Below are 22,070 nucleotides of genomic sequence, written 5' to 3'. Positions count from 1 at the left end.
TCATGAGCAAGGCGAACAGCACGGAGACGCGGCAGCGCGAGGACGAGCGCGACCGGGGCTCCGCCCACGGAGCGGCGGGCGACCAGCTCTCCACCGCGCCCCGCGAGGAGCGCCCCGACACCGGGGCGGGCGTGCCCGCGATGAGCGTGATCGGCTGGGCGCGCTGGTTCTGGCGTCAGCTGACCTCGATGCGGGTGGCGCTGATCCTGCTCTTCCTGCTCTCCCTCGGGGCCATCCCGGGGTCGCTGATCCCCCAGACCAGCGTCGACGACATGAAGGTGCAGGCCTTCAAGGAACAGCACACCACCCTCACCCCGATCTACGAGAAGCTCCAGCTTTTCGACGTGTACAGCTCGGTGTGGTTCTCCGCGATCTACATCCTGCTGTTCGTCTCGCTCATCGGCTGCATCGTGCCGCGCACCGGCCAGTTCGTGGGCCAGCTGCGCAGCCGCCCGCCGGGCGCGCCGAAGCGGCTGACCCGGCTGCCCGCGTACACCACCTGGCGCACCGGGGCCGAGCCCGACGAGGTCCGCGCGGCGGCTCTCGCGGTCCTGCGCAAGCGGCGCTTCCGGGTGCACGAGGTGGGTGACGCGGTCGCCGCCGAGAAGGGCTACCTCCGCGAGGCCGGGAACCTGGTCTTCCACATCGCCCTGATCGTGATGCTGGTGGCCTTCGCCTCCGGGCAGCTTTTCAAGTCCGAGGGCGGCAAGCTGATCGTCGAGGGCGACGGCTTCTCCAACACGCTCACCCAGTACGACGACTTCAAGTCGGGCTCGCTCTACGACTCCGACTCGCTGGCCCCGTTCAGCTTCGTGCTCGACGAGTTCGTCGGTACGTACGAGGAGAGCGGTCCGCAGCGCGGCACCCCGCGGACCTTCGAGGCCCGGGTGACGTACAGCGAGGGGGCCGACGGCGCGGAGCGCAAGGACGTCATCAAGGTCAACGAACCGCTCCTCGTGGACGGCACCAAGATCTATCTGATCGCCCACGGCTACGCGCCCGTCGTCACCGTCCGGGACGGCAGGGGGAACGTCGTCTCGCGGTCCGCCGTCCCGCTGCTGCCGATCGACAACAACATCACCTCGTCCGGCGCCATCAAGGTGATGGACGGCTACAAGGACAAGAACGGCAAGAAGACCCAGCTGGGCTTCAAGGCGTTCTTCGTGCCGACCTTCGCGGGCGAGGGCAAGGGCCAGATGTTCTCGCAGTTCCCCGCCCTGGACTTCCCCGTGCTGGCGCTCAGCGCCTACCACGGCTCCCTCGGCGTCGACTCGGGACTGGCGCAGAACGTCTACCAGCTCGACACGTCCAAGATGAAGGAGTTCAAGGGCGAGGACGGCGAGCTGCTCAAGAAGATGATGATGCCGGGCGAGAAGCTGGACCTGCCCGACGGCGCCGGATCCATCACCTTCGAGGGCGTCGAGGAGTGGGCCAGCTTCCAGATCTCGCAGCAGCCGGGGAACGGCTGGGCGCTCGGCGGATCCGTCGCCGCCATCGCCGGCCTCGCCGGCTCGCTGTTCATCCAGCGCCGCCGGGTGTGGGTGCGGGCGGTCCGGGGCGCCGACGGCGTCACGGTCGTGGAGATGGCGGGCCTGGGCCGCAGCGAGTCCGCGAGGCTCCCCGAGGAGCTGGGCGACCTGTCGGCCGCCCTCGTCACGACGGCGCCGGTCGCGCCGGAGAAACCCGCGGTGTCCACGTCCGCGGACGTGGACGGACCCGATGCCACCAACGAGGCCGGGAGCCGGCCCGTACAACCTGCCGAAGCACCTGCCGAAGGGGCTGAGAAGTGAATCTCGCCGCCGCAACCAACGAGAGCCTGGCGAACACCAGCAATGTGCTGATCTATTCGTCGATGGCCGTCTACACCCTGGCGTTCTTCGCGCACATCGCGGAGTGGGTGCTCGGCAGCCGCAGCAAGGTCGGCCGCACGGCCGCCGCGCTGTCCGCCCCCGGAGCCGCCGCCCCCGCCGCCGCCGTGAAGAAGGCGGGGGCCGGTGGTACGGCGGTGCTGGACCGGCCCGAGGTCATCACCCGCTCCGCCGCGGGCACGCGTGACGTGCCCGACGGCCCGGGTGCGGCCGGCGGCACGTTCAAGGGCGACCTGTGGGGCCGGATCGCGGTCTCGCTGACCGTGGTGGCCTTCCTCGTCGAGGCGGGCGGGGTCGCCACCCGCGCCCTGTCGGTGCAGCGGGCCCCCTGGGCCAACATGTACGAGTTCTCCATCACCTTCTCCACGGTGGCGGTCGGCTCCTACCTGGTGCTGCTCGCCCTGAAGAAGAACGTCCGCTGGATCGGCCTCCCGCTGGTCACCACCGTCCTGCTGGACCTGGGCATCGCGGTCACGACGCTCTACACCGACAGCGACCAGCTGGTGCCCGCGCTCCACTCGTACTGGCTGTGGATCCACGTCTCGACCGCGATCATCTGCGGCGCCGTCTTCTACCTCGGCGCGGTCGGCACGGTCCTCTACCTCTTCCGCGACAGCTACGAGAACAAGCTCGCCTCCGGCGGCACGCCCGGGAAGTTCGCGTCCTCGGTCATGGAGCGGCTGCCCTCGGCGTCCTCGCTGGACAAGTTCTCGTACCGGATCAACGCGGCCGTCTTCCCGCTGTGGACGTTCACGATCATCGCCGGCGCGATCTGGGCGGGCGACGCCTGGGGCCGCTACTGGGGCTGGGACCCCAAGGAGGTCTGGTCGTTCATCACCTGGGTCGCCTACGCCGCCTATCTGCACGCCCGCGCCACCGCGGGCTGGAAGGGCCGCAAGGCCGCCTACCTGGCGCTCGTCGCGTTCGCCTGCTGGCTGTTCAACTACTACGGCGTGAACATCTTCGTCTCCGGCCTGCACTCCTACGCGGGGGTCTGAGAAGGCCGCACCCGGCACACGACGGCTCCCCGGACGGATTCTCGTCCGGGGAGCCGTCGTGTCGTGCCACACGTGCCGGTGCGCCGTCAGGAGGCCGGCGGGGTCTTGTCGTCGGGGGCCGTGCCGCCGTCGCGGCGGCCCCGCTCCTCCTCGGCCTCGGCGTCCTTGTCGTCCTTGAGCGACTTGAGGAAGTCCGGGTTGTCGTCCGGGGCCACCCACTGCTGCCGGCCGCGCCGCTGCCAGGAGGCGGACCCGGCGCCCCCGGACCTGTGGTGGCGGTTCTTGCCGGCGACGAGCCACACGACCGGGCCGACGATCCAGAACAGCAGGATGATGAAGACCCAGGCGATCTTCGGCAGATGCTTGGTGTCCTCCTCCGTGGTGTTCAGGCAGTCGATGAACGCGTAGATCGTCAGAGCCAGCGGGACGATGAACATCAGGGCTCTCATGGTGCGTCCCCCAGGAAGCGGCGGCGGGCGGGATCGAAGCCCGGTGTCGCGGCCAGGGTACCGGCTCGACATGAAGGAACCGGGGCCCGGAGCCGGACCCGCGGGGCGTGTGCGCGGACGGTCGGCGGACTTTCGGCACGCGGCGCGGGGGGAGCCCCGGCGGGGCGGCGGGGGCGGGGATGACAAACTGGACCGCATGGCTTACGACGATCTTCGCTCCCTGCTCCGGGCTCTCGAGCGCGATGGTGATCTCAAGCGCGTCAAGGTCGAGGTCGACCCCCACCTGGAGGTCGGCGAGATCGTCGACCGGGTCAACAAGGCGGGCGGGCCGGCCCTGCTGTTCGAGAACGTCAAGGGGTCCTCGATGCCCCTGGCCATGAACGTCTTCGGGACCGACCGGCGCCTGCTCAAGGCCCTCGGGCTGAAGTCGTACAGCGACATCAGCGACAAGATCGGCGGGCTCCTCAAACCCGAGCTGCCTCAGGGCTTCGTCGGCGTACGGGAAGCCTTCGGGAAGCTCGGCTCGATGGTGCACGTGCCGCCGAAGAAGGTGAAGTCCGGCGACGCGCCCGTCCAGGAAGTGGTGCTGACCGGCGACGACGTCGACCTGGACCAGCTGCCCGCGCTGTTCACCTGGCCCGAGGACGGCGGCTCGTTCTTCAACCTCGGCCTCACCCACACCAAGCACCCGGAGAACGGCGTCCGGAACCTGGGCCTCTACCGGCTCCAGCGGCACGACAAGCGCACCATCGGGATGCACTGGCAGATCCACAAGGACAGCGCCAACCACTACCAGGTCGCGGCGCGGCGCGGGGAGCGGCTGCCCGTCGCCATCGCCTTCGGCTGTCCGCCCGCCGTGACGTACGCCTCCACCGCGCCGCTGCCCGGGGACATCGACGAGTACCTCTTCGCCGGGTTCGTCCAGGGCAAGCGGATCGAGATGGTCGACTGCAAGACCGTGCCGCTCCAGGTGCCCGCACAGGCGGAGGTCGTCATCGAGGGGTGGCTGGAGCCGGGCGAGATGCTCCCGGAGGGTCCGTTCGGGGACCACACCGGCTTCTACACCCCGCAGGAACCGTTCCCCGCACTGACCATCGACTGCGTCACGATGCGGAAGCGGCCGCTGCTCCAGTCCATCGTGGTGGGCCGCCCGCCGACCGAGGACGGGCCGCTGGGCCGGGCCACGGAACGTTTCTTCCTGCCGCTGCTGAAGATCATCGTGCCGGACATCGTGGACTACCACCTCCCCGAGGCGGGCGGCTTCCACAACTGCGCGATCGTCTCGATCGACAAGAAGTACCCGAAGCACGCGCAGAAGGTGATGAGCGCGATCTGGGGCGCGCACATGATGTCGCTGACCAAGCTGATCGTGGTGGTCGACTCCGACTGCGACGTCCACGATCTGCACGAGGTCGCCTGGCGGGCGCTCGGCAACACCGACTACGCCCGCGACCTCACGGTCACCGAGGGGCCGGTCGACCACCTGGACCACGCCTCCTACCAGCAGTTCTGGGGCGGCAAGGCGGGCATCGACGCCACGAAGAAGCTGCCCACCGAGGGTTACACCCGGGACGGCGGCTGGCCGGAGATGGTCGTCTCCGACCCGGAGACGGCGGCGAAGGTCGACCGTCGCTGGAAGGAATACGGGCTGTGAGCAGTACGGCGGAAGCGGCGTCCGTCCCCGGGCCGGCGCCCTCCAACAGCAAGGTGAAGGCCTTCCTGCGGCTCGTGATGATCGAGCACTCGGTCTTCGCGCTGCCCTTCGCCTACATCGCCGCGCTGACCGCCATGTTCCAGCTGGACGGCACCATCCACTGGGGCGTCCTGCTGCTGGTCACGCTGGCGATGGTGGGGCTGCGGACCTTCGCGATGGCCGCCAACCGGATCATCGACCGGGAGATCGACGCCCGCAACCCGCGCACCGCGGGCCGCGAGCTGGTGACCGGCGCGGTGTCGGTGAAGTCCGCGTGGACCGGTGCGATCGTCGCGCTCGCCGTCTTCCTCGGGGCCGCCGCCCTGCTCAACCCGCTCTGCCTGGTCCTCGCGCCGCTGGCCGTGGTGCCGATGGTGGTCTACCCGTACGGCAAGCGGTTCACGAACTTCCCGCACGCCATCCTGGGGCTCGCGCAGGCCATCGGTCCGGTCGGCGCGTGGCTCGCGGTGACGGGCAGCTGGTCGTGGGACGCGGTGATCCTCGGGCTCGCGGTGGGGATCTGGATCGGCGGCTTCGACCTGATCTTCGCCTGCCAGGACGTCCAGGCCGACCGGGCGCACGGGGTGCTGTCCTTCCCGGCGCGCTTCGGGATCCCGGCGGCGCTGTGGGGGGCGCGGGTGTGCCACGTGATCACGACCGGGCTGCTGGTGTGGTTCGGGCTGGCCACGGACGCCGAGGTCTTCTACTGGATCGGCATGGCGATCGTGGCGGTGGCGTTCGTCTACGAGCACCGGGTGGTGCGGCCGCACGACCTGTCCCGGCTGAACCGGGCGTTCTTCTCGGTGAACGGCTTCATCGGCATCGCGCTGTTCGCCTGCGCGCTGCTGGACCTGCTGGTGCGCGGCCTGACCCCGTGAGGCCGCTCAGACGGTGACGAGGTTGTCGGGCGCGCGGCGCGGGCGGCGGAAGAGGAAGGCCGCCGCGACCCCGCCGGCCAGCCCGAACAGGTGCCCCTGCCAGCTGACGCCCGTGGCGGTCGGCAGGACGCCCCACAGCAGGGAGCCGTAGACCACGGCGACGCCGACGCCTATGAGGACGTCCCAGGGGCGGCGGTCCACGAAGCCGCGGACCAGCAGATAGCCGAACAGTCCGAAGACCACGCCGGACGCGCCGAGCGTGATGGTGTTCGCCGGAGCGGTGAGCCAGACGCCGAGGCCGCTGACCAGGATGATCGTCACGACGACGGCGGCGAACCGGCGCAGCCCCGCGAGGGCCGCGATGAAGCCGAGGACCAGCAGCGGGACGCTGTTGGAGGCCAGGTGCTCCCAGCCGCTGTGGAGGAACGCGGCGGGCACCACGTCCCGCAGCTCCGCCGCCTCGCGCGGGCTGATGCCGTAGGTGTCCAGGGCGTTGCCCGTGGCGGTGTCGATCCCTTCGAGGATCCAGAGCAGGGCCACCCAGCCCGCCATCAGGAGCCCTGCGGTCAGGGCCCGCGCACCGCCGGTGGTGCCGTTGCGCGTGGTGCGGTCGGTGGTCCAGTAGTCGCCCATGGTCTGCCCCTGCCCCGGGTTGCCCGTCACCCGGTGAACGTCTGCGGCGTCCGCCCGGTTCCGGGTGCCGGGCGGGAGGGCGTGCCGGATAGGCTCGCGGGTGTGGAATCCAGGACTTCAGTGACTGATCAGCAGCGGCGGCCTTGGATTGTCGGGGTCTCCGGCGCTTCGGGTACCCCGTTCGCGGCCGCCGTGCTGCGCGGGCTGCTGGCGGCGGGCGAGCAGGTGGACCTGGTGGTGAGCCGGGCCTCGCGGCTCACGCTGCTGGACGAGACCGGTATCGCGTTCCGGGACGGGCACTGGCGGGAGGATCTGCGGACCTGGCTGGAGCGGGGGGCCGACGGGAAGCCCGACGCGTTCGCGGTCGGGGACGCGGCGCTGGAGCGCGTACGCCACTGGCCCGCCGGTGATCTGGCGGCCGGGCCGTCCTCCGGGTCGTACCCGGCGAAGGGGATGCTCATCGTGCCGGCCTCGACGGCCTGTGTGGCCGGAGTGGCGCTCGGTCTGTCGAAGGATCTGCTCCAGCGGGCCGCGAGCGTGACGCTCAAGGAACGCCGCCCGCTCGTCGTCGCGGTGCGCGAGACTCCGCTGAGCGGCCAGACGCTGAAGCAGATGGTGGCCCTGGACGAGGCGGGCGCGATCGTGCTGCCCGCCTCTCCGGCGTTCTACGCGGGTGCGACGCACATCCAGGACCTGGTGGATTTCGTCGCGGGGCGGGTGCTGGACGCGGGAGGCGTGCCGCACCGGCTGTACCGCCGTTGGGAAGGAGAGCTCGGTGGCGGTTCCCGAGACCCCCGAAACGCGCCCTAGGGCCTGGTCAGCGCTTCTTGTGCGCGCGCGGGGCGCGGGTCTTGTCGACGCGGTGCGCGGCGGCGGGCTGGTGGGCACGCGAGCGGTTGGCCAGGTCCTGCAGCTCGCGCATCCGGGCGTAGGCCATCTCGATCGTGTACACGGTGAAGTTCACTCCTGAAGATTCGAAAGCGTTTCTTGGATGTTCTAGAAGATTTGCAGGGCGTCAGCCTCGCATGCCTTAGATTCTACACGTAAACTCGCGGTACTGCTGAACAATGGAAGGCTTCAGTCATATGGACGCGGTGGACAGGCAGCTCATCCAGGCCCTCAGGGAGAACGGGAGGGCCTCGTACGCCGAGCTCGGACGGCTCGTGGGGCTCTCCGGGCCCAGCGTCACCGACCGCATCAACCGGCTGGAAACCGCCGGAGTCATCACCGGCTACCGCGCCACCGTCGACTCCGCTTCGCTGGGGCTCGGCGTGACCGCGCTGATCGGGATCTCGCTCTCGGACGCGGCCGACCACGAGGACGTGGCGCGCCGGCTGAAGGACCTCGCGGAGATCGAGGACGCCTGGTTCATCGCGGGCGACGACTCGTACATGCTCAAGGTCCGGGTCGGGGACGTGGACGGGCTGGAGAAGACGATCCGCCGCCTCAGCGGTACGAAGGGCGTCTCCCGGACGCGTACGACGATCGTGCTCTCCACCAAGTGGGAGAACCGGGTCGGAGAACTCCCCGAAGAGGCGTAGGCGTACGGTTGGTCGGAGTCTGTTACACGGAGATATGGGAGGCGGACGGGTGGACGCGGGACTCAAGCGCGAGCTGGAGGAGAAGGTCCGGGCCGGCGAGCGGCTGACCCGCGAGGACGGGATCGCGCTCTACGCGTCCGACGACCTGGCGTGGCTGGGCGGTCTCGCGCACGAGGTGCGCACGCGCAAGAACGGCGACGTGGTGCACTTCAACGTCAACCGTCACCTCAACATGACCAACGTGTGCACCGCCTCGTGCGCGTACTGCTCGTTCCAGCGCAAGCCGGGCGAGAAGGACGCGTACACGATGCGCATCGAGGAGGCCGTCCGCCTCGCCAAGGCGATGGAGGGCGAGAACCTCACCGAGCTGCACATCGTCAACGGACTCCACCCGACGCTGCCGTGGCGCTACTACCCGCGCTCGCTCAGCGCGCTGAAGGAAGCCCTGCCGGACGTGGCGCTGAAGGCGTTCACGGCGACGGAGATCCACCACTTCGAGACGATCTCCGGCCTCTCGGCCTCCGAGATCCTCGACGAGCTGATCGAGGCCGGTCTCGAATCGCTGACCGGCGGCGGCGCGGAGATCTTCGACTGGGAGGTCCGCCAGCACATCGTCGACCACCGCACCCACTGGGAGGACTGGTCGCGCATCCACCGCCTCGCGCACGAGAAGGGGCTCAAGACCCCCGCGACGATGCTGTACGGGCACATCGAGGAGCACCGTCACCGCGTCGACCACGTGCTGCGGCTGCGGGAGATGCAGGACGAGACCGGCGGCTTCCAGGTCTTCATCCCGCTGCGCTACCAGCACGACTTCGTGGACATGAAGGACGGCAAGGTCCGCAACAAGCTCCAGGCCCGCACGACGATGGCGACCGGCGCGGAGGCCCTGAAGACCTTCGCGGTCTCCCGTCTCCTCTTCGACAACGTGCCGCACGTCAAGGTGTTCTGGGTGATGCACGGGGTGCAGACCGCCCAGCTCGCGCTCCAGCACGGCGCGGACGACATGGACGGCTCGGTCGTCGAGTACAAGATCACGCACGACGCCGACGACTTCGGCACGCCGAACAAGCTCGGCCGCGAGGATCTGCTGGACCTGATCCGTGACGCCGGTTTCCGGCCGGTCGAGCGGAACACCCGGTACGAGATCCTGCGCGAGTACCCGGGTCCCGAGGCGGACCGGCGCGAGTCGCCGCAGCCGATGCGCATCTGACGCCCGACCTGACCGGATCCGCACCGGATCAAAGCCCCGGCCGCCGTCCCCGGCCGGGGCTTTCCCGGTTGCCGGACAGGGTTTGAGCCGCAGCGGGCGTAATGGTTACTCTGCGCCCATGGCGCTTACCTTCGAGTTGGATCCCTCGTTCACCCCCGCCCTGCGCGACGGCATCTGCGCCCTCTGGGCCGACGTCACCAACGCGGGCGGAGCGGTCGGCTTCGTCCCGCCCGTCACGGCCGAGGAGGTCCGGCCCGACCTGCTCAAGCACCTCGTGGCCATCGAACAGGGCCGTGCCCGGCTGCTCGTCGCCCGTGACGCGGAGGGCGCCGTCGCCGCCACCGCCTTCCTCACCCTCAACGACCACCGGCTGATGAAGCACTGGCTGTGGCTCTACACCGTCATGGTCCACCCCCGCCACCAGGGCGAGGGGTACGGCCGCGACCTCATGGCCGCCGCCGCCGACGCGGCCCGTTCCATCGAGGGCGTCGAGGCGATCCGCCTCACCTGCCGGGGTGGCACCGGCGCCGACCGCTTCTACGCCGCCTGCGGATACAAGGAGGTCGGCCGGGTGCCGGACGCGATCCGGGTCGCTCCCGGCGACGACCGGGACGACATCATCATGCTGCTCCGGCTGTGAGGCCGGCGGCGGGGGAGGGCGGCCCGGCAACCCCCTGAACCGAGAGAATTCGGGCCATGCTTCACTGGACGGGCAGAAGCGTGTCGAGAGTCCACGGGAAGAGAGGGCCAGCTGTGTCCGCTGCCAAGCCGAGCGCGATGATCCGTTACACGGCGTTGCGCCTGCTGATCTTCGTCGGCTGTTTCTTCGTCGCCGGTGTCGCCGTGCACTTCGGGCTGATCCCCTCCGGGCTCGGCGGTTCCAACACGGTCTGGGTGATCCTCCTCGGTCTCGTCCTCTCCGCCCCGCTCAGCTACGTGCTGCTGCGCAAGCAGCGCGACGAGATGTCCGAGCAGATCGTCGCCGGCGTCGACCGCACCAAGGCGCGCCTCGACGCCAACCGCACCCGCGAGGACGCGGTCCAGTAGCGCCTGTAGGCGCCACGTAAGCTTCCTCACACCCGCGCACCGCGCGCACCTCTTCTCCGCCGGGCCCCGGGCGGGAGTCACCAGGCTCCCGCCCGGGGCCCGCGGCGTTCTCCGCTGTTTTGCGCCGCTTTCCAGCCATTCCCGCCCGGTGGACCTCTGTCCGGAAGCCAAAGAAACGCTTTGAGGTTCCCAAAGTTCAAGTGTTAACGTATTCGACGTGAAGACAGCTGTGCGCCTCCGTCATGCCGCGAGCACCCCGCTCGTGGCGCGCCTGCATGTCGATCTCTGCCGCTGTATGTCCGCGGTCTGTTGCCGCGAGGTCTGATACGGCATCATGCAGCGGCGCCGCCCCCCGACGCGGGCGCCGCGACCCCGTCCCCGTTCCACCGCACGACCGCACGGATGGATCCGTGCGTCCCGATGCGTCCCCAGTTGGAGTGTGTCCGTGTCCGCGAATCCCGCGTCCGCCACCCCCGAGGCCGAGGAGCCCACCGGCTCCGGCTCCGGTTCCCGCATACCCAGGTTCCCCTTCTGGGCCCAGATCGTCGTCGGTCTGGTCCTCGGCGTGCTGCTCGGCTGGCTGGCCCGCAGCCAGGACCTCGGCTGGCTCGTCACCACCCTCGACGAGATCGGCTCACTCTTCGTCCAGCTGCTGAAGCTGGCCGTCGCCCCGCTGGTCTTCTTCGCGATCCTCGTGTCGATCACCAACCTGCGCCAGGTCAACAACGCCGCCCGGCTCGCGACCCGCACCCTGCTCTGGTTCATGATCACCTCGCTGATCGCGGTCGCCATCGGCCTCGCGATCGGTCTGGTCACCAACCCGGGCTCCGGCACCGGCCTCACGCCGAAGGACGGCGCGCTCTCCGAGACCAAGGGCAGCTGGATCGACTTCCTGACCGGCATCGTCCCGGACAACGTGATCACGCCGTTCACCGAGCTGAACGTGCTCCAGATCGTGTTCATGGCCGCCGTCGCCGGTATCGCCGCCCTCAAGCTCGGTGAGAAGGCCAAGCCGATCCTCACCCTCAGCCAGTCGATCCTGGAGCTCCTCCAGAAGGCCCTGTGGTGGGTCATCCGCCTCGCCCCCATCGGCACCGTCGGCCTCATCGGCTACGCCATCGCCGACTACGGCTGGGACCTCATCGGCAAGTACGCCACCTTCACCGCGGACGTCTACATCGGCTGCGCCCTGGTGCTGTTCGGCGTCTACCCGCTGCTCCTGGCCACCGTCGCCAAGGTCAGCCCGCTCCAGTTCTTCAAGGGCGCCTGGCCCGCGATCCAGCTCGCCTTCGTCTCCCGCTCCTCGGTCGGCACCATGCCGGTCACCCAGCGGGTCACCGAGCGCCTCGGCGTTCCGAAGGAGTACGCCTCCTTCGCCGTCCCGTTCGGCGCGACCACCAAGATGGACGGCTGCGCCGCGATCTACCCGGCGCTGGCGGCGATCTTCATCGCGCAGATCTTCGACGTGCAGCTGGGCATCGGCGACTACCTCCTGATCGCCTTCGTCTCGGTGATCGGCTCGGCGGCCACCGCCGGTCTCACCGGCGCCACGGTCATGCTGACCCTCACCCTGTCCACGCTGGGCCTCCCGCTGGAGGGCGTCGGCCTGCTGATGGCCATCGACCCGATCCTGGACATGATGCGCACCGCCACCAACGTGGCCGGCCAGGCGCTGGTCCCGGTGATCGTCGCGGCCCGGGAGAAGATCCTCGACCATGACGCGTACAACTCGGCCTCGTCCTCCCCGATCGACTCCTTCGACCAGGACGACGTCCGCGACGCCGAGCAGAAGGTGACCCTGCCGGCCCCCGCCTGACCCGGCGGGCGGCACGCGCCGCGCACGCCCGCGCCCCCGGACCACGTCTTTCGTACGTGGTCCGGGGGCGCGGGCGTGTCCGAAGGGTCCGGGCGCGCGGTCAGGGGCGCTGGAAGAGGACCTCGGGGTTGCCCGGGGTCGGGCCGTTCAGCAGCCGGGCCGGCCGGCCGCGCAGACTCCGGTCGAAGAAGGCCGTCACGTAAGCCCTGGTGATCGCGGTCGAGCGGGCGGCGGAGAGCGGCGCGTCCGGGTCCTCGATGCCGAGCTGCTCACCGATCTCCGGGGTGTCCGTGAAGGTGAAGTGCCCGGAGTCCCGCACCGTCAGCCACCGCTTCCAGCCGTCCAGCCGGTCCCAGCCCTCGTCCCAGGACGTGTCGGCGCCGGGGCCGTGTCCGGGGTCGGTGCCCAGCATCAGGAACGGCCGCCCGCCCAGCCCCCGGGCGGCGACCGGATCGAAGAAGGTGCCGTCCATGGTGACGCCCGCGTCGACCCGGCGGTCGCCCGCCATCGTGGAGGAGGCCGCGTTGCCCCCGATGGAGTGGCCGGCCATGCCCACCCGGCGCGGGTCGATCGCCCGGGCGTGCCGCCACGCCGGGGCCGGGCCGGTCAGCCGGTCCAGCAGGAACGAGAAGTCGGCGGCCCGCCCGGCGGACACGGCGGCCAGCACCTTCCGCCGCGCGGTCGCGTCGGGCTGGGCGTCCACCGTGTCGCAGGCCGCGCAGGTGAGGACCCGCCCGTCGGGCAGTTGCGTACCGGTCGACTCGTACGGGTGGTCCGCGGTCGCCACGACGTAGCCCCGGCTCGCCAGCTCCTCCGCGAGCCCGGTCAGCGTGGCCCGCGGCGTGCCGAAGCCGGGGGAGAGCAGGACCAGCGGGAAGCGCCCCGGTGCCGGGTCGGCCGCCGTCCGGGAGGAGGTCCGGGTGGCGGCGACCAGGCCGGGCCACGCGGGGTCGTCCAGCCCGCGCTGCGCGAGCATCAGCCGCGCCTCCTCCCGCGGAATGTACGGGGCCGGGCCACCGCCGGTGCCGGGGCGGGCCGGGTAGTTCAGCGACACCAGCAACCGCCGCGGCCCGGCGGACGGCACCCATGGGTCGGGGCGCGCGTGGTCGGTGAGGAACAGGGTGTCGCGGCCGGTGGCGTACCGGCCGGTGGGGCGGGGAAGCCGCAGGCCTTCCGCGGCCGCGGACGGCTCGGCCGCCTCGCCGGAGGCGGCGGGGGCGGCGGATAAGGCGGCGGCCCGCGCGGGGGCGGACGCCGAAGCGGGCGCGGCCGCCGCCGGCGAGACCAGCGCGGCCAGGGCGAGCACCGCGGCGGTGGCGGCGGCCCCGACCGGTCTGTTGCGAAGGGAGATCGTCATGTCCGCAACGCTAGGGAGGCGCCCGGACGCGCGCATCGGACGCAGGGTGTGCCCGCTGTCGGACCACGGGACGACCCCTCTCCTCCTCCGGTCGGACCGGGCCGGCCCCGTCCCCCGGTGATCGCTCGCCACGACGGCGGGCCGCGCGCCGCCGTACCCTGGGACGGGAGCAGGGCAGTGGGGGCGGGGAGGATCCGGACGTGGGTGCAGTGAAGAGCAAACGGATGCCGCGCGCCGTGCGCGAGCAGCAGATGATGGACGCCGCGGTGCGGACCTTCGGGCAGCGCGGCTACCGGGCCGCCTCGATGGACGAGATCGCGGAGCTGGCGGGCGTGTCCAAGCCGTTGGTCTACCTGTACCTGAATTCCAAGGAGGACCTGTTCTCCGCCTGCATCCGTCGTGAGGCGAACGCCCTGCTGGAGGCGGTGCGGGCCGGGGTGGAGCCGGGGCTGCCCGCCGACGGCCAACTGTGGGCGGGGCTGCGGGCGTTCTTCCTGCACACCGCCGAGAACCCGGACGGCTGGTCGGTCCTGCACCGCCAGGCGCGTTCGCACGGGGAGCCGTTCGTCAGCGAACTCGGCGGCATGCGGGACGAGATCGTCGCGTTCGTGACGGGGCTGATCGGGGCCGCCGCCCGTGAGGCGCACAGCGACCCCGCGCTGGCGGACCGGGATGTGGCGGGGCTCGCGCAGGCGCTCGTGGGGGCCGCGGAGTCGCTGGCGGGCTGGGCCAACGACACCCCGGACGTCTCGGCGAAGGAGGCCGCGGCGACCCTGATGAACTTCGCCTGGGCAGGCCTGGAGAACCTGATGCACGCCCGCCCCTGGCAGCCCCCGGCCGGCTAGGCCCTGTCGTCGAACTGCCGCCGTGTCCGCGAGGTATCGTCCGGCCCGCCCGACGAGACTGTCCGGACGCTCCCCAGGAACCCGGAGCCTCTCCCTCCGGCCCGGGCCGGAGCCAGGGGCTTCCCGGATCTCCAGCGGTCTGAGCCCCCCGTCGATAGCCTGCGGAGACAGCGGGCACCTGAGGAGGGGCAGCGGTGAGCGAGGACCAGGGATCAGCGGGCGGCGTCAACTACTTCGGCGCACACGGCAATCGGATCGTGGGGCTGGGGCCATGGGGTGACGCCAGGACGGTGCTCGACAGGCCCGTCGACGACGGAGGGGCGTGGTCCGGCGCCGAGCACCTCGGCTGGCCCGACGAAGCCGACGCGTGGAAGCGGTTCGCGGTCGGCGACGTGCTGCGGCACTCCGTACGCGCGGATTCGGTCGAGCAGTACGAGGCGTTCAACGACACGGTCCTGTACCTGCTGTGCGAGCGAGCGCCCCTGCCGGGGCACCTGGCCGACATCCTGTACATCGCCGCGGGCGTGACGATCGGTGCGGTGGATCCGCTGGAAGCCCATCGGGGGACGCGTCCCTGGAACATCCGGGTCCATCCGGAACCGGAGGGCCCGTCGGCAGACCGCGGTGCGCAGCCCTGGAGCGGACTGGACCGGTTCGTCACCGTCCTGCTGCCCGAGGGCCAGCCGCTGGTCGTCCAGGGGCACCGGGGAGCCGGCTACACGCAGTACTTCCCGGCGGCTGTCTACCTCGCGGGCGTCCCCGCCGAGGATCTGCGGAGGGATCCCGTGCCCATGACCGCGAACCTCCTGCACGAGTACACCCATGTGGCACTCGGGCGGATCTACGCCAACGCCAGCCTGCCGTGGCCGGACGACCGGAGCTACGAGCCGGGCCGCACCGACGCCCTGCGGCGTGCCTTCGCCGACGCGGTGGCGGCGGGGAGGAGAGCGCTGGCGAGCGAGCTGACCGCCGTCTCGCACGCCGGCCTGCGGCAGGTTCTCAAGCACCTGGCGGAGAGCCTGCGGGACATGCGCCCGGAGGACTGGGACCGGGAGGCCGTCCCCTATCTGGTCGAGGCGGAGGTCGCGGCGTTCTACCACGGCGAGCCGGAGGCCGTGTCCGCCGTGTTCGGCCCCGGCCTGCCCGCCGCGTTCGAGCGGTACGTCGCGCCGGAACTCGAAGCCGCGGCCGGGGCCGTCGAAGCCGCGGCCCTGATCCGACGGTAGTCCGCTGTCCCCGGCGACCGACCGGACAGCTCTCAGATGTGCCGGCCCACCGCCCCCGTGAGGTGCACGCGCCCGTCGGGACCGCGCAGCGCGAAGGCGTTCCCGGCGGCGTCGGCCGCGTACGTCACGGTGGCGGGCAGCAGGACGGGGGCCCTGAAGTCGGCCCGTACGCCGCGGATCCCGGCCGGGTCGTCGGCCTCGGCCAGACAGCGGGCGACCGTCCACATGCCGTGTGCGACGGCCCGGGGGAAGCCGAACAGCCGGGCGGTCAGCGGGTGCAGGTGGATCGGGTTGCGGTCCCCGGAGACGGCTCCGTACCGCCGCCCCAGATCGCCGGGCAGCCGCCACTCGGCGTGGGCCGGCAGGTCCTCCGGGGCGGTCGCCGCCCGGTCCGGGGGCGTGTGGCCCGGGGTGTCCCGCCGGTGGCGGGACAGATAGCCGCTGCTCGACTCCCACACCAGCTCCCCGTCCACCCGCGCCTCGGTCGTCATCGTGACCTCGGTGCCCCGCCGGTGCGGCGTCAGCTCTCGCGCGTACACCGACAGTTCGAGGCGCTCGGCGGGCTGCACGGTCCGGTGCGGGGTGATCTCGATCCAGGTGTGGACGAGCCCGAGCACCGGCAGTGGGAAGGCGCGGCCGGTCATCAGCTGCATGGTCAGCGGGAAGGCCAGCACATGCGGGTAGGTGAGCGGCAGCGCCCCGGTCTCCGGGAACCCGCAGATCCTCCCGTACGCGGCGAGGGGGCCGGGTGCGACGGGTGCGGGCGGGCGGGTGAGGCGGCCGGGGGGCAGCGTGGCGTCCGGCCGTCCGGCGCGCTTGAACGGCGAGGTGAGGGCCCCGCGCGCGAGCGAGGCGGTGAGGGAGGTCATCGGGCTCACGCCCCCAGCAGGCTCTGGCCGCAGACGCGCAGCACCTGGCCGTTGACGGCTCCCGAGTCGGGCTGGGCGAACCAGGCGACGGCCTCCGCGACATCGGCCGGAAGCCCGCCCTGGGAGAGGGAGTTCATCCTGCGGCCCGCCTCCCGGATGAGGAAGGGCACGGCGGCGGTCATCCTCGTCTCGATGAAGCCGGGGGCCACCGCGTTGACGGTGACGCCGTGCTCGGCGGCGGCCCGCGGGCCGAGCGAGCGGACCAGGCCGATGACGCCCGCCTTGCTGGCCGCGTAGTTGGTCTGGCCGTCGTTGCCCGCGATGCCCGCGATGGAGGCGGTGGCGACGATCCGGCCGCCCCGGTTCAGGGCGCCGGCGGCGAGCAGTTCGTCGGTGGTGCGGAGCACGCTGTCGAGGTTGACCTCGATGACCTGGGCCCAGCGTTCGGCCGGCATGTTGGCGAGGCGGCGGTCGCGGGTGATGCCCGCGTTGTGGACGAGGACGTCGAGCCCGCCCGGGGCGGCGGCGGCGATGCGGGCGGCGGCGTCGGGGGCGGTGATGTCCAGCGGCAGCGCGGTGGCCCCGAGCCGGTCGGCGGTGCGCACCAGGTCGTCCCGGGCCCCGGGGACGTCCAGCACGATGACGTCCGCCCCGTCGCGGGCGAGCACCGAGGCGACGGACGCCCCGATGCCCCGGGCCGCGCCGGTGACCAGGGCGGTCCGGCCGGTGAGCGGGGCGTCCCGGTCGGGCACGGAGCCGGGGGCGGCGGCGGTCAGCTCGATCACCTGGCCGCTGACGTACGCGGAGCGGGGGGAGAGGAGGAAGCGGAGGGTGGACTCGGCTGCTTCCGGCGTCCCGTCGGCCGGCAGCCGCAGGAGCTGGACCGTGGAGCCCCGCCCGACCTCCTTGCCCAGCGACCGGACGAAACCCTCCAACGCCTGCTGGGCGGCGGCCTGATGGTGGTCCCCGGAGGACGGGGGCGTGCCGAGGACGACGATCCGGCCGCCGGGGGCCAGCGACCGTACGACGGGGTGGAGGGCCGCGTGCACCTCGGCGAGCCCCCGGGCGGAGGCGACCCCTGTGGCGTCCAGGACGATCCCGGCGGGTCGCGCCGGCCGCTCCTCGACCGTGAGCCCGGTGGTGGCCAGCACCTTCGCCAGCCCGTCCCGGATGGCGGAGGTCCCGGCGGTCAGGTGCAGCAGCGGCCCGTCCAGGCGCGGGGTGTCCAGGGTCCAGCGGCGCAGCGGCGCGGGCTGCGGCAGGCCGAGCCGCCGGGTGAGGAAGCGGCCGGGTGCTGTGCCGGTGAGGTGCAGATAGCGATCGGCCATTGTCCTGACTCCCTGCTCGGTCGTAGATTTACTCTTGAGTAAGGTTACTTAAGAGTCAGGAGCTGGTCGAGATGAACAATCCCGGACCGACCGAGACGAGATGGTCACGATGACGCGCCAGGACCCGTTCGTTCCGCTCGCTCCGCCGCGGTCGCGCCGCGTGGCGGTCGTCGGCGGCAGCCGCACCCCCTTCGCCCGCTCCGACGGCCCGTACGCGACCGCCTCCAACCAGGACCTGCTGACCGCCGCGCTGGACGGCCTGGTGGAGCGGTACGGTCTGGCCGGGGAGCGGGTCGGGGCGTTCGTCGCGGGCGCGGTCCTCAAGCACAGCCGGGACTTCAACCTGGCCCGCGAGACCGTCCTCGGCTCCGCGCTCGACCCGCGCACCCCGGCGTACGACATCCAGCAGGCCTGCGGCACCGGCCTCCAGGCGGTCATCGCCGCCGCGAACCAGATCGCGCTCGGGGCCGTCGACTCGGCGATCGCGGGCGGCTCCGACACCACCAGCGACGCCCCGCTCGGCGTCAACGACGAACTGCGCCGCATCCTGCTCGCCGCCCGCCGGGCCAGGACGACGGGCGCCCGCGTCAAGGCGCTGGCCGCCGTCCGCCCCCGCCACCTCGTCCCGGACATCCCGCGCAACGCGGAACCCCGCACCGGTCTGTCGATGGGCGAGCACGCCGCCGTCACCGCGCGCCGCTGGGCCGTGACCCGGGAGGACCAGGACCTGCTGGCCGCCACGAGCCACCAGCGCCTGGCCGCCGCGTACGAACGGGGCTTCCTGGACGACCTGGTGGTCCCGTACCGGGGCCTGGACCGCGACCAGAACCTTCGCCCGGACTCGACGGCCGGGAAACTAGCCCGCCTGAAACCGGTGTTCGGGACCGACGGCCCCGACCCCACCATGACCGCGGGCAATTCGACCCCGCTGACGGACGGTGCGGCGACGGTCCTGCTGGCGAGCGAGGAGTGGGCCCGGGAGCGGGGCCTGGAGCCGCTCGCCTATCTCTCCCTGTACGAGACGGCGGCCGTGGACTACGTGGACGGCGACGACGGTCTCCTCATGGCCCCGGCGCACGCGGTGCCGCGCCTGCTGGAGCGGGCCGGGCTCGGCATCGAGGACTTCGACCTGTACGAGATCCACGAGGCCTTCGCCTCCCAGGTGCTGGCCACCCTCGCCGCCTGGGAGAAGCAGGGCCTGGCCCCGCTGGACCGGGCCCGGCTGAACGTCGCCGGATCCTCCCTGGCCACCGGCCACCCCTTCGCCGCGACGGGCGCCCGGATCGTCGCCACCCTGGCCAAGCTCCTCGCGGAACGGGACGCGCCGGGCCGGGGCCTGATCTCGATCTGCGCGGCGGGCGGCCAGGGGGTGACGGCCATCCTCGAACGCCCCTGACCCGCCGCCCACTTCCGCACCCGCCCTGTCCGCCTCCTGCGCGCCCGCCCCTGACCCGCCCGCCCCGCCCGCTCCATCCGCCCCTGACTCTTCTGCCCGCCCGCCCCTTCCGCACCCTGCCGGACGGACGACCCGGCGACCCGACCCGCCCGACCCCCCAACCGAGGAGCCGCACGTGTCAACGCCACCTTCCGCATCCGCGACCGCCCCCGCGGCCACACCCGTTCTGGTCGAGCCGACGAAGAAGCGAGGCCCCGACGGGAGGGTCCAGGAGGTCTCCGTACCGAAGTTCGCCCCGGTCGTGGCGCGCGGCTCCCTGGCCGAGATCCCGTTCGACAACGCCCGCGAGGCCCCGTCGGACCCGGTGCTCAGCCGCAAGGACGCCGGGGGCGTGTGGCGGGACGTGACGGCCGCCGCGTTCGCCGCCGAGGTACTGGCGGTGGCCAAGGGCCTGATGGCGGAGGGCCTGCGCCAGGGGGACCGGGTCGCGATCATGGCCCGGACGACGTACGAGTGGACGCTGCTGGACTTCGCTGCGTGGGCGGCCGGACTGGTGACGGTCCCCATCTACCCGACCTCCTCGGCGTTCCAGGCCCGCTGGATCCTCCAGAACTCGGGCGCGGTCGCGTGCGCCGTGGAGACGAAGGAACAGGGGCGTCTGATCAGCCAGGAGCGCAAGCAGCTCGGCGACCTGGCGCACCTGTGGCAGTTCGACACGGGGGCGATCGGCCGGCTCAAGTCCCTCGGCAAGGACATCCCGGACGCGGCGGTGACGGCCCGCCGGGCGGCCCTGGAACCGGACACCCCCGCCACCCTGATCTACACCTCGGGCACCACGGGCCGCCCGAAGGGCTGCGTCCTGACCCACGGCAACTTCTTCGCCGAGGTCGACAACGCGATCGAACTCCTCCACCCGGTCTTCAAGTCGGTCTCGAAGGACCCGGCCTCCACCCTCCTCTTCCTCCCCCTCTCCCACGTCTTCGGCCGCATGGTGGCGATCGGCTGCATGCGGGCGAGGGTCCGCCTGGGCCACGCCCCGTCCATCGGGACGGAGGAGTTGCTGGCGGACCTGGCGGGCTTCCGCCCGACCTTCCTGCTCGCCATTCCGTACGTCCTGGAGAAGGTCTACAACACCGGGCGGGCGACGGCCGAGAAGATGGGCCGGGCCTCGTCGTTCGACCGGGCGGCCCGCATCGCCCAGCGCTACGGCAAGGCGGTCGAGGGCGCCGAACACGGCACGGGCCCCGGCCCCGGCCTCGGCCTGCGGGCCGCCCGGGCCCTCTACGACCCGCTGGTCTACCGCCGCATCCGGGCGGCGCTCGGCGGGAAGGTCCGGTACGTGATCTGCGGCGGCTCCCCGCTCGGCCGCCGGCTCGCCGCGTTCTACGAGGGCGCGGGCATCGGCATCTTCGAGGGCTACGGACTGACGGAGACCACGGCCGCACACACGGTCACCCCGCCCCTCAAACCCCGCCTGGGCACGGTCGGTTGGCCCCTGCCCGGGACATCGGTGCGCATCGCGGAGGACGGCGAGGTGCTGCTGCGGGGCGGCCAGGTCTTCCGGGGCTACTGGGACGGCGAACGGGCGGACGTGACCCCGGCGCTCCTGCCGGACGACTGGTTCCCCACGGGCGACCTGGGCGCACTGGACGAGGACGGCTATCTGACGATCACGGGCCGCAAGAAGGACATCATCATCACGTCGGGCGGCAAGAACGTGACCCCGGCGCCGCTGGAGGACTGGCTGCGCGCCCACCCCCTGGTCAGTCAGTGCATGGTCGTCGGCGACAACCGCTCCTTCATCACCGCCCTGATCACCCTGGAGCCGGACGGCCTCCAGCACTGGCGCCAGATGACCAAGAAACAGGACGTCCCGATGCGGGACCTGATCCACGACGAGGATCTGCGCACGTCGCTCCAGAAGGCCGTCGACGAGGCCAACCGCCTGGTCTCCCGCGCGGAGTCGATCCGCAAGTTCACGGTCCTGCCGGTGGACTTCACGGAGGAGAAGGGGCATCTGACGCCGTCGCTGAAGCTGAAGCGGGACGCGATCGCCCGGGACTTCGCGGGCGAGATCGAGGCGTTGTACCGGAAGTGAGGGGCGCGTCCTCGACGGCGACGGCTCCGCCGCCCGGTCCCGGACGCTCTCGACGCCCGGCGTCCGCCGCCTGCCGCCCGGCCCGGCCCGCCGCCCGTCCTCCCACCGCACACCGGCGGGGGGACGGGCGGACGGGACCGGCGGAGGGCCACCCCGGTCAGGCGGCCCGGAGGACGTCGCAGGAGCAGTGGCGGTACTCCAGGCCCAGTTCCCGGTCGACGGCCGCGCTCGTCCGGGTGGCGGCCTCGGAGACCTTCTCCCAGGAGCCGTACTTCAGGTAGAGCTGGTCCGCCGTCGGGCCGAGCGGGTTCCCGTACTTCTTCTGGTTGCGCGCCTCCAGCTCCGCGACCTGCTCCGGGGTCATGCCGGCACGGACGATGTCCTTGGCGTCATTGCGCATCCGCACCAGGGTGCGGGCGATCTCCTCCTCCGAGCGCCCTTCGGCGCGCATCGCGCACGCGGTGCGCTCCATGTCCGCGATGAGGCCGTGGTAGCGCATCCGCTGATCGCGGGCCACCTCGCGCTCCTGCGGCGTCTCGCTCCGGATCAGGCACACCACCGGTTCCGGACTCGTGCAGTCGCCGTGGTCCGGGGCCGCCTGGGAGACGGGCGCGACCACGACCGATCCGCAGCCGGCGGCCGACCCGCACGGGTGCGCGGTGAGCGTGGCGGCGGAGGCGGACTGGAGGGGGAGCAGGACGACTTGGGCGACCAGCAGTGTGGGAACCACACGGCGGGCCAGCGAACGCAGACTGTTCCGTGACATGCGCTCATGGTTCGGCACCCGGCCGCGCGAACCGCGCACGGCGAGGCCG

At 71.9% G+C, this 22,070-nt stretch carries 21 protein-coding genes; 14 read left to right on the top strand and 7 right to left on the bottom strand.

What is annotated here, in order from left to right:
• The first annotated feature begins 2 nt into the window (after nucleotides 1-2).
• Nucleotides 3-1,790, top strand: a complete 1,788-nt coding sequence (resB, locus tag DTB53_RS34735; RefSeq protein ID WP_012380421.1) for a cytochrome c biogenesis protein ResB — start codon at nucleotides 3-5, stop codon at nucleotides 1,788-1,790.
• Entirely contained in the window at nucleotides 1,787-2,866 is a 1,080-nt protein-coding gene (gene ccsB, locus DTB53_RS34730) for a c-type cytochrome biogenesis protein CcsB (RefSeq protein WP_003968398.1), read from the top strand. Before resB ends, ccsB begins: the two co-directional genes overlap by 4 nt.
• A gap of 86 nt (nucleotides 2,867-2,952) precedes the next feature.
• On the opposite strand, the gene DTB53_RS34725 is transcribed toward ccsB, so the two are convergent.
• Complete coding sequence (locus tag DTB53_RS34725; protein ID WP_172595325.1) at nucleotides 2,953-3,303, bottom strand: PLD nuclease N-terminal domain-containing protein; 351 nt, start codon at nucleotides 3,301-3,303, stop codon at nucleotides 2,953-2,955.
• A gap of 208 nt (nucleotides 3,304-3,511) precedes the next feature.
• Here DTB53_RS34725 and DTB53_RS34720 point away from each other — a divergent pair, with 208 nt between their 5' ends.
• Both DTB53_RS34720 and mqnP read left to right on the top strand, forming a co-directional pair.
• Nucleotides 3,512-4,969, top strand: coding sequence for a menaquinone biosynthesis decarboxylase (locus tag DTB53_RS34720; protein ID WP_012380423.1), 1,458 nt, complete (start codon nucleotides 3,512-3,514; stop codon nucleotides 4,967-4,969).
• A complete protein-coding gene (gene mqnP, locus DTB53_RS34715) occupies nucleotides 4,966-5,886 on the top strand; it encodes a menaquinone biosynthesis prenyltransferase MqnP (protein ID WP_003968401.1) in 921 nt (306 codons plus the stop codon). The genes DTB53_RS34720 and mqnP overlap by 4 nt, the downstream gene beginning before the upstream one ends.
• Nucleotides 5,887-5,892: 6 nt before the next feature.
• Here the strand turns inward: mqnP and DTB53_RS34710 are convergent, their stop codons facing one another.
• Nucleotides 5,893-6,519 (bottom strand): rhomboid family intramembrane serine protease, encoded by a 627-nt coding sequence (locus DTB53_RS34710; protein ID WP_003968402.1) that lies wholly within the window; start codon nucleotides 6,517-6,519, stop codon nucleotides 5,893-5,895.
• A gap of 120 nt (nucleotides 6,520-6,639) precedes the next feature.
• On the opposite strand from DTB53_RS34710, the gene DTB53_RS34705 reads away from it, so the two are divergent.
• On the top strand, nucleotides 6,640-7,329 hold the full coding sequence (locus DTB53_RS34705) for a UbiX family flavin prenyltransferase (RefSeq protein ID WP_012380424.1): 690 nt from the start codon (nucleotides 6,640-6,642) through the stop codon (nucleotides 7,327-7,329).
• Nucleotides 7,330-7,336: 7 nt separating this feature from the next.
• Here DTB53_RS34705 and DTB53_RS37070 read toward each other — a convergent pair whose 3' ends face one another.
• A complete protein-coding gene (locus tag DTB53_RS37070) occupies nucleotides 7,337-7,483 on the bottom strand; it encodes a hypothetical protein (RefSeq protein ID WP_158073650.1) in 147 nt (48 codons plus the stop codon).
• 121 nt (nucleotides 7,484-7,604) lie between these two features.
• Here DTB53_RS37070 and DTB53_RS34700 point away from each other — a divergent pair, with 121 nt between their 5' ends.
• The 5 genes from DTB53_RS34700 (at nucleotide 7,605) to DTB53_RS34680 (ending at nucleotide 12,136) form a co-directional block, all read left to right on the top strand.
• The gene (locus DTB53_RS34700; RefSeq protein ID WP_003968405.1) at nucleotides 7,605-8,060 is read left to right on the top strand and encodes an Lrp/AsnC family transcriptional regulator; all 456 of its coding nucleotides are present in this window, start codon (nucleotides 7,605-7,607) and stop codon (nucleotides 8,058-8,060) included.
• A gap of 49 nt (nucleotides 8,061-8,109) precedes the next feature.
• On the top strand, nucleotides 8,110-9,273 hold the full coding sequence (gene mqnE / locus DTB53_RS34695; RefSeq protein ID WP_003968406.1) for an aminofutalosine synthase MqnE: 1,164 nt from the start codon (nucleotides 8,110-8,112) through the stop codon (nucleotides 9,271-9,273).
• 118 nt (nucleotides 9,274-9,391) lie between these two features.
• Nucleotides 9,392-9,913 (top strand): GNAT family N-acetyltransferase, encoded by a 522-nt coding sequence (locus DTB53_RS34690; protein ID WP_012380425.1) that lies wholly within the window; start codon nucleotides 9,392-9,394, stop codon nucleotides 9,911-9,913.
• Between the two features lie 113 nt (nucleotides 9,914-10,026).
• Nucleotides 10,027-10,320, top strand: a complete 294-nt coding sequence (locus DTB53_RS34685; protein WP_030706020.1) for a DUF4229 domain-containing protein — start codon at nucleotides 10,027-10,029, stop codon at nucleotides 10,318-10,320.
• A 445-nt stretch (nucleotides 10,321-10,765) separates the two neighbouring features.
• The gene (locus DTB53_RS34680; protein WP_042498611.1) at nucleotides 10,766-12,136 is read left to right on the top strand and encodes a dicarboxylate/amino acid:cation symporter; all 1,371 of its coding nucleotides are present in this window, start codon (nucleotides 10,766-10,768) and stop codon (nucleotides 12,134-12,136) included.
• Between the two features lie 100 nt (nucleotides 12,137-12,236).
• On the opposite strand, the gene DTB53_RS34675 is transcribed toward DTB53_RS34680, so the two are convergent.
• The gene (locus DTB53_RS34675) at nucleotides 12,237-13,493 is read right to left on the bottom strand and encodes an alpha/beta hydrolase family protein (RefSeq protein WP_042496909.1); all 1,257 of its coding nucleotides are present in this window, start codon (nucleotides 13,491-13,493) and stop codon (nucleotides 12,237-12,239) included.
• 200 nt (nucleotides 13,494-13,693) lie between these two features.
• On the opposite strand from DTB53_RS34675, the gene DTB53_RS34670 reads away from it, so the two are divergent.
• Nucleotides 13,694-14,338 carry a TetR/AcrR family transcriptional regulator gene (locus DTB53_RS34670; protein WP_012380429.1) on the top strand — a complete coding sequence of 215 codons (645 nt, stop codon included), beginning with the start codon at nucleotides 13,694-13,696 and terminating at the stop codon, nucleotides 14,336-14,338.
• 194 nt (nucleotides 14,339-14,532) lie between these two features.
• Nucleotides 14,533-15,564 (top strand): hypothetical protein, encoded by a 1,032-nt coding sequence (locus DTB53_RS34665; protein ID WP_012380430.1) that lies wholly within the window; start codon nucleotides 14,533-14,535, stop codon nucleotides 15,562-15,564.
• A gap of 32 nt (nucleotides 15,565-15,596) precedes the next feature.
• Here the strand turns inward: DTB53_RS34665 and DTB53_RS34660 are convergent, their stop codons facing one another.
• Nucleotides 15,597-16,433 carry a MaoC family dehydratase gene (locus DTB53_RS34660; RefSeq protein WP_012380431.1) on the bottom strand — a complete coding sequence of 279 codons (837 nt, stop codon included), beginning with the start codon at nucleotides 16,431-16,433 and terminating at the stop codon, nucleotides 15,597-15,599.
• A gap of 5 nt (nucleotides 16,434-16,438) precedes the next feature.
• Nucleotides 16,439-17,761 (bottom strand): 3-oxoacyl-ACP reductase, encoded by a 1,323-nt coding sequence (locus tag DTB53_RS34655; RefSeq protein ID WP_012380432.1) that lies wholly within the window; start codon nucleotides 17,759-17,761, stop codon nucleotides 16,439-16,441.
• Nucleotides 17,762-17,861: 100 nt separating this feature from the next.
• Between DTB53_RS34655 and DTB53_RS34650 the strand changes: the two genes are divergently transcribed.
• Nucleotides 17,862-19,157 carry an acetyl-CoA C-acetyltransferase gene (locus DTB53_RS34650; RefSeq protein ID WP_012380433.1) on the top strand — a complete coding sequence of 432 codons (1,296 nt, stop codon included), beginning with the start codon at nucleotides 17,862-17,864 and terminating at the stop codon, nucleotides 19,155-19,157.
• 175 nt (nucleotides 19,158-19,332) lie between these two features.
• A complete protein-coding gene (locus DTB53_RS34645; protein ID WP_012380434.1) occupies nucleotides 19,333-21,255 on the top strand; it encodes an AMP-dependent synthetase/ligase in 1,923 nt (640 codons plus the stop codon).
• A gap of 157 nt (nucleotides 21,256-21,412) precedes the next feature.
• On the opposite strand, the gene DTB53_RS34640 is transcribed toward DTB53_RS34645, so the two are convergent.
• Complete coding sequence (locus tag DTB53_RS34640) at nucleotides 21,413-22,021, bottom strand: hypothetical protein (protein ID WP_012380435.1); 609 nt, start codon at nucleotides 22,019-22,021, stop codon at nucleotides 21,413-21,415.
• Between the last annotated feature and the right edge of the window lie 49 nt (nucleotides 22,022-22,070).

The organism is Streptomyces griseus (assembly GCF_900460065.1).
GTDB lineage: Bacteria > Actinomycetota > Actinomycetes > Streptomycetales > Streptomycetaceae > Streptomyces > Streptomyces griseus.
This window is presented reverse-complemented; position numbering and strand designations above follow the sequence as displayed.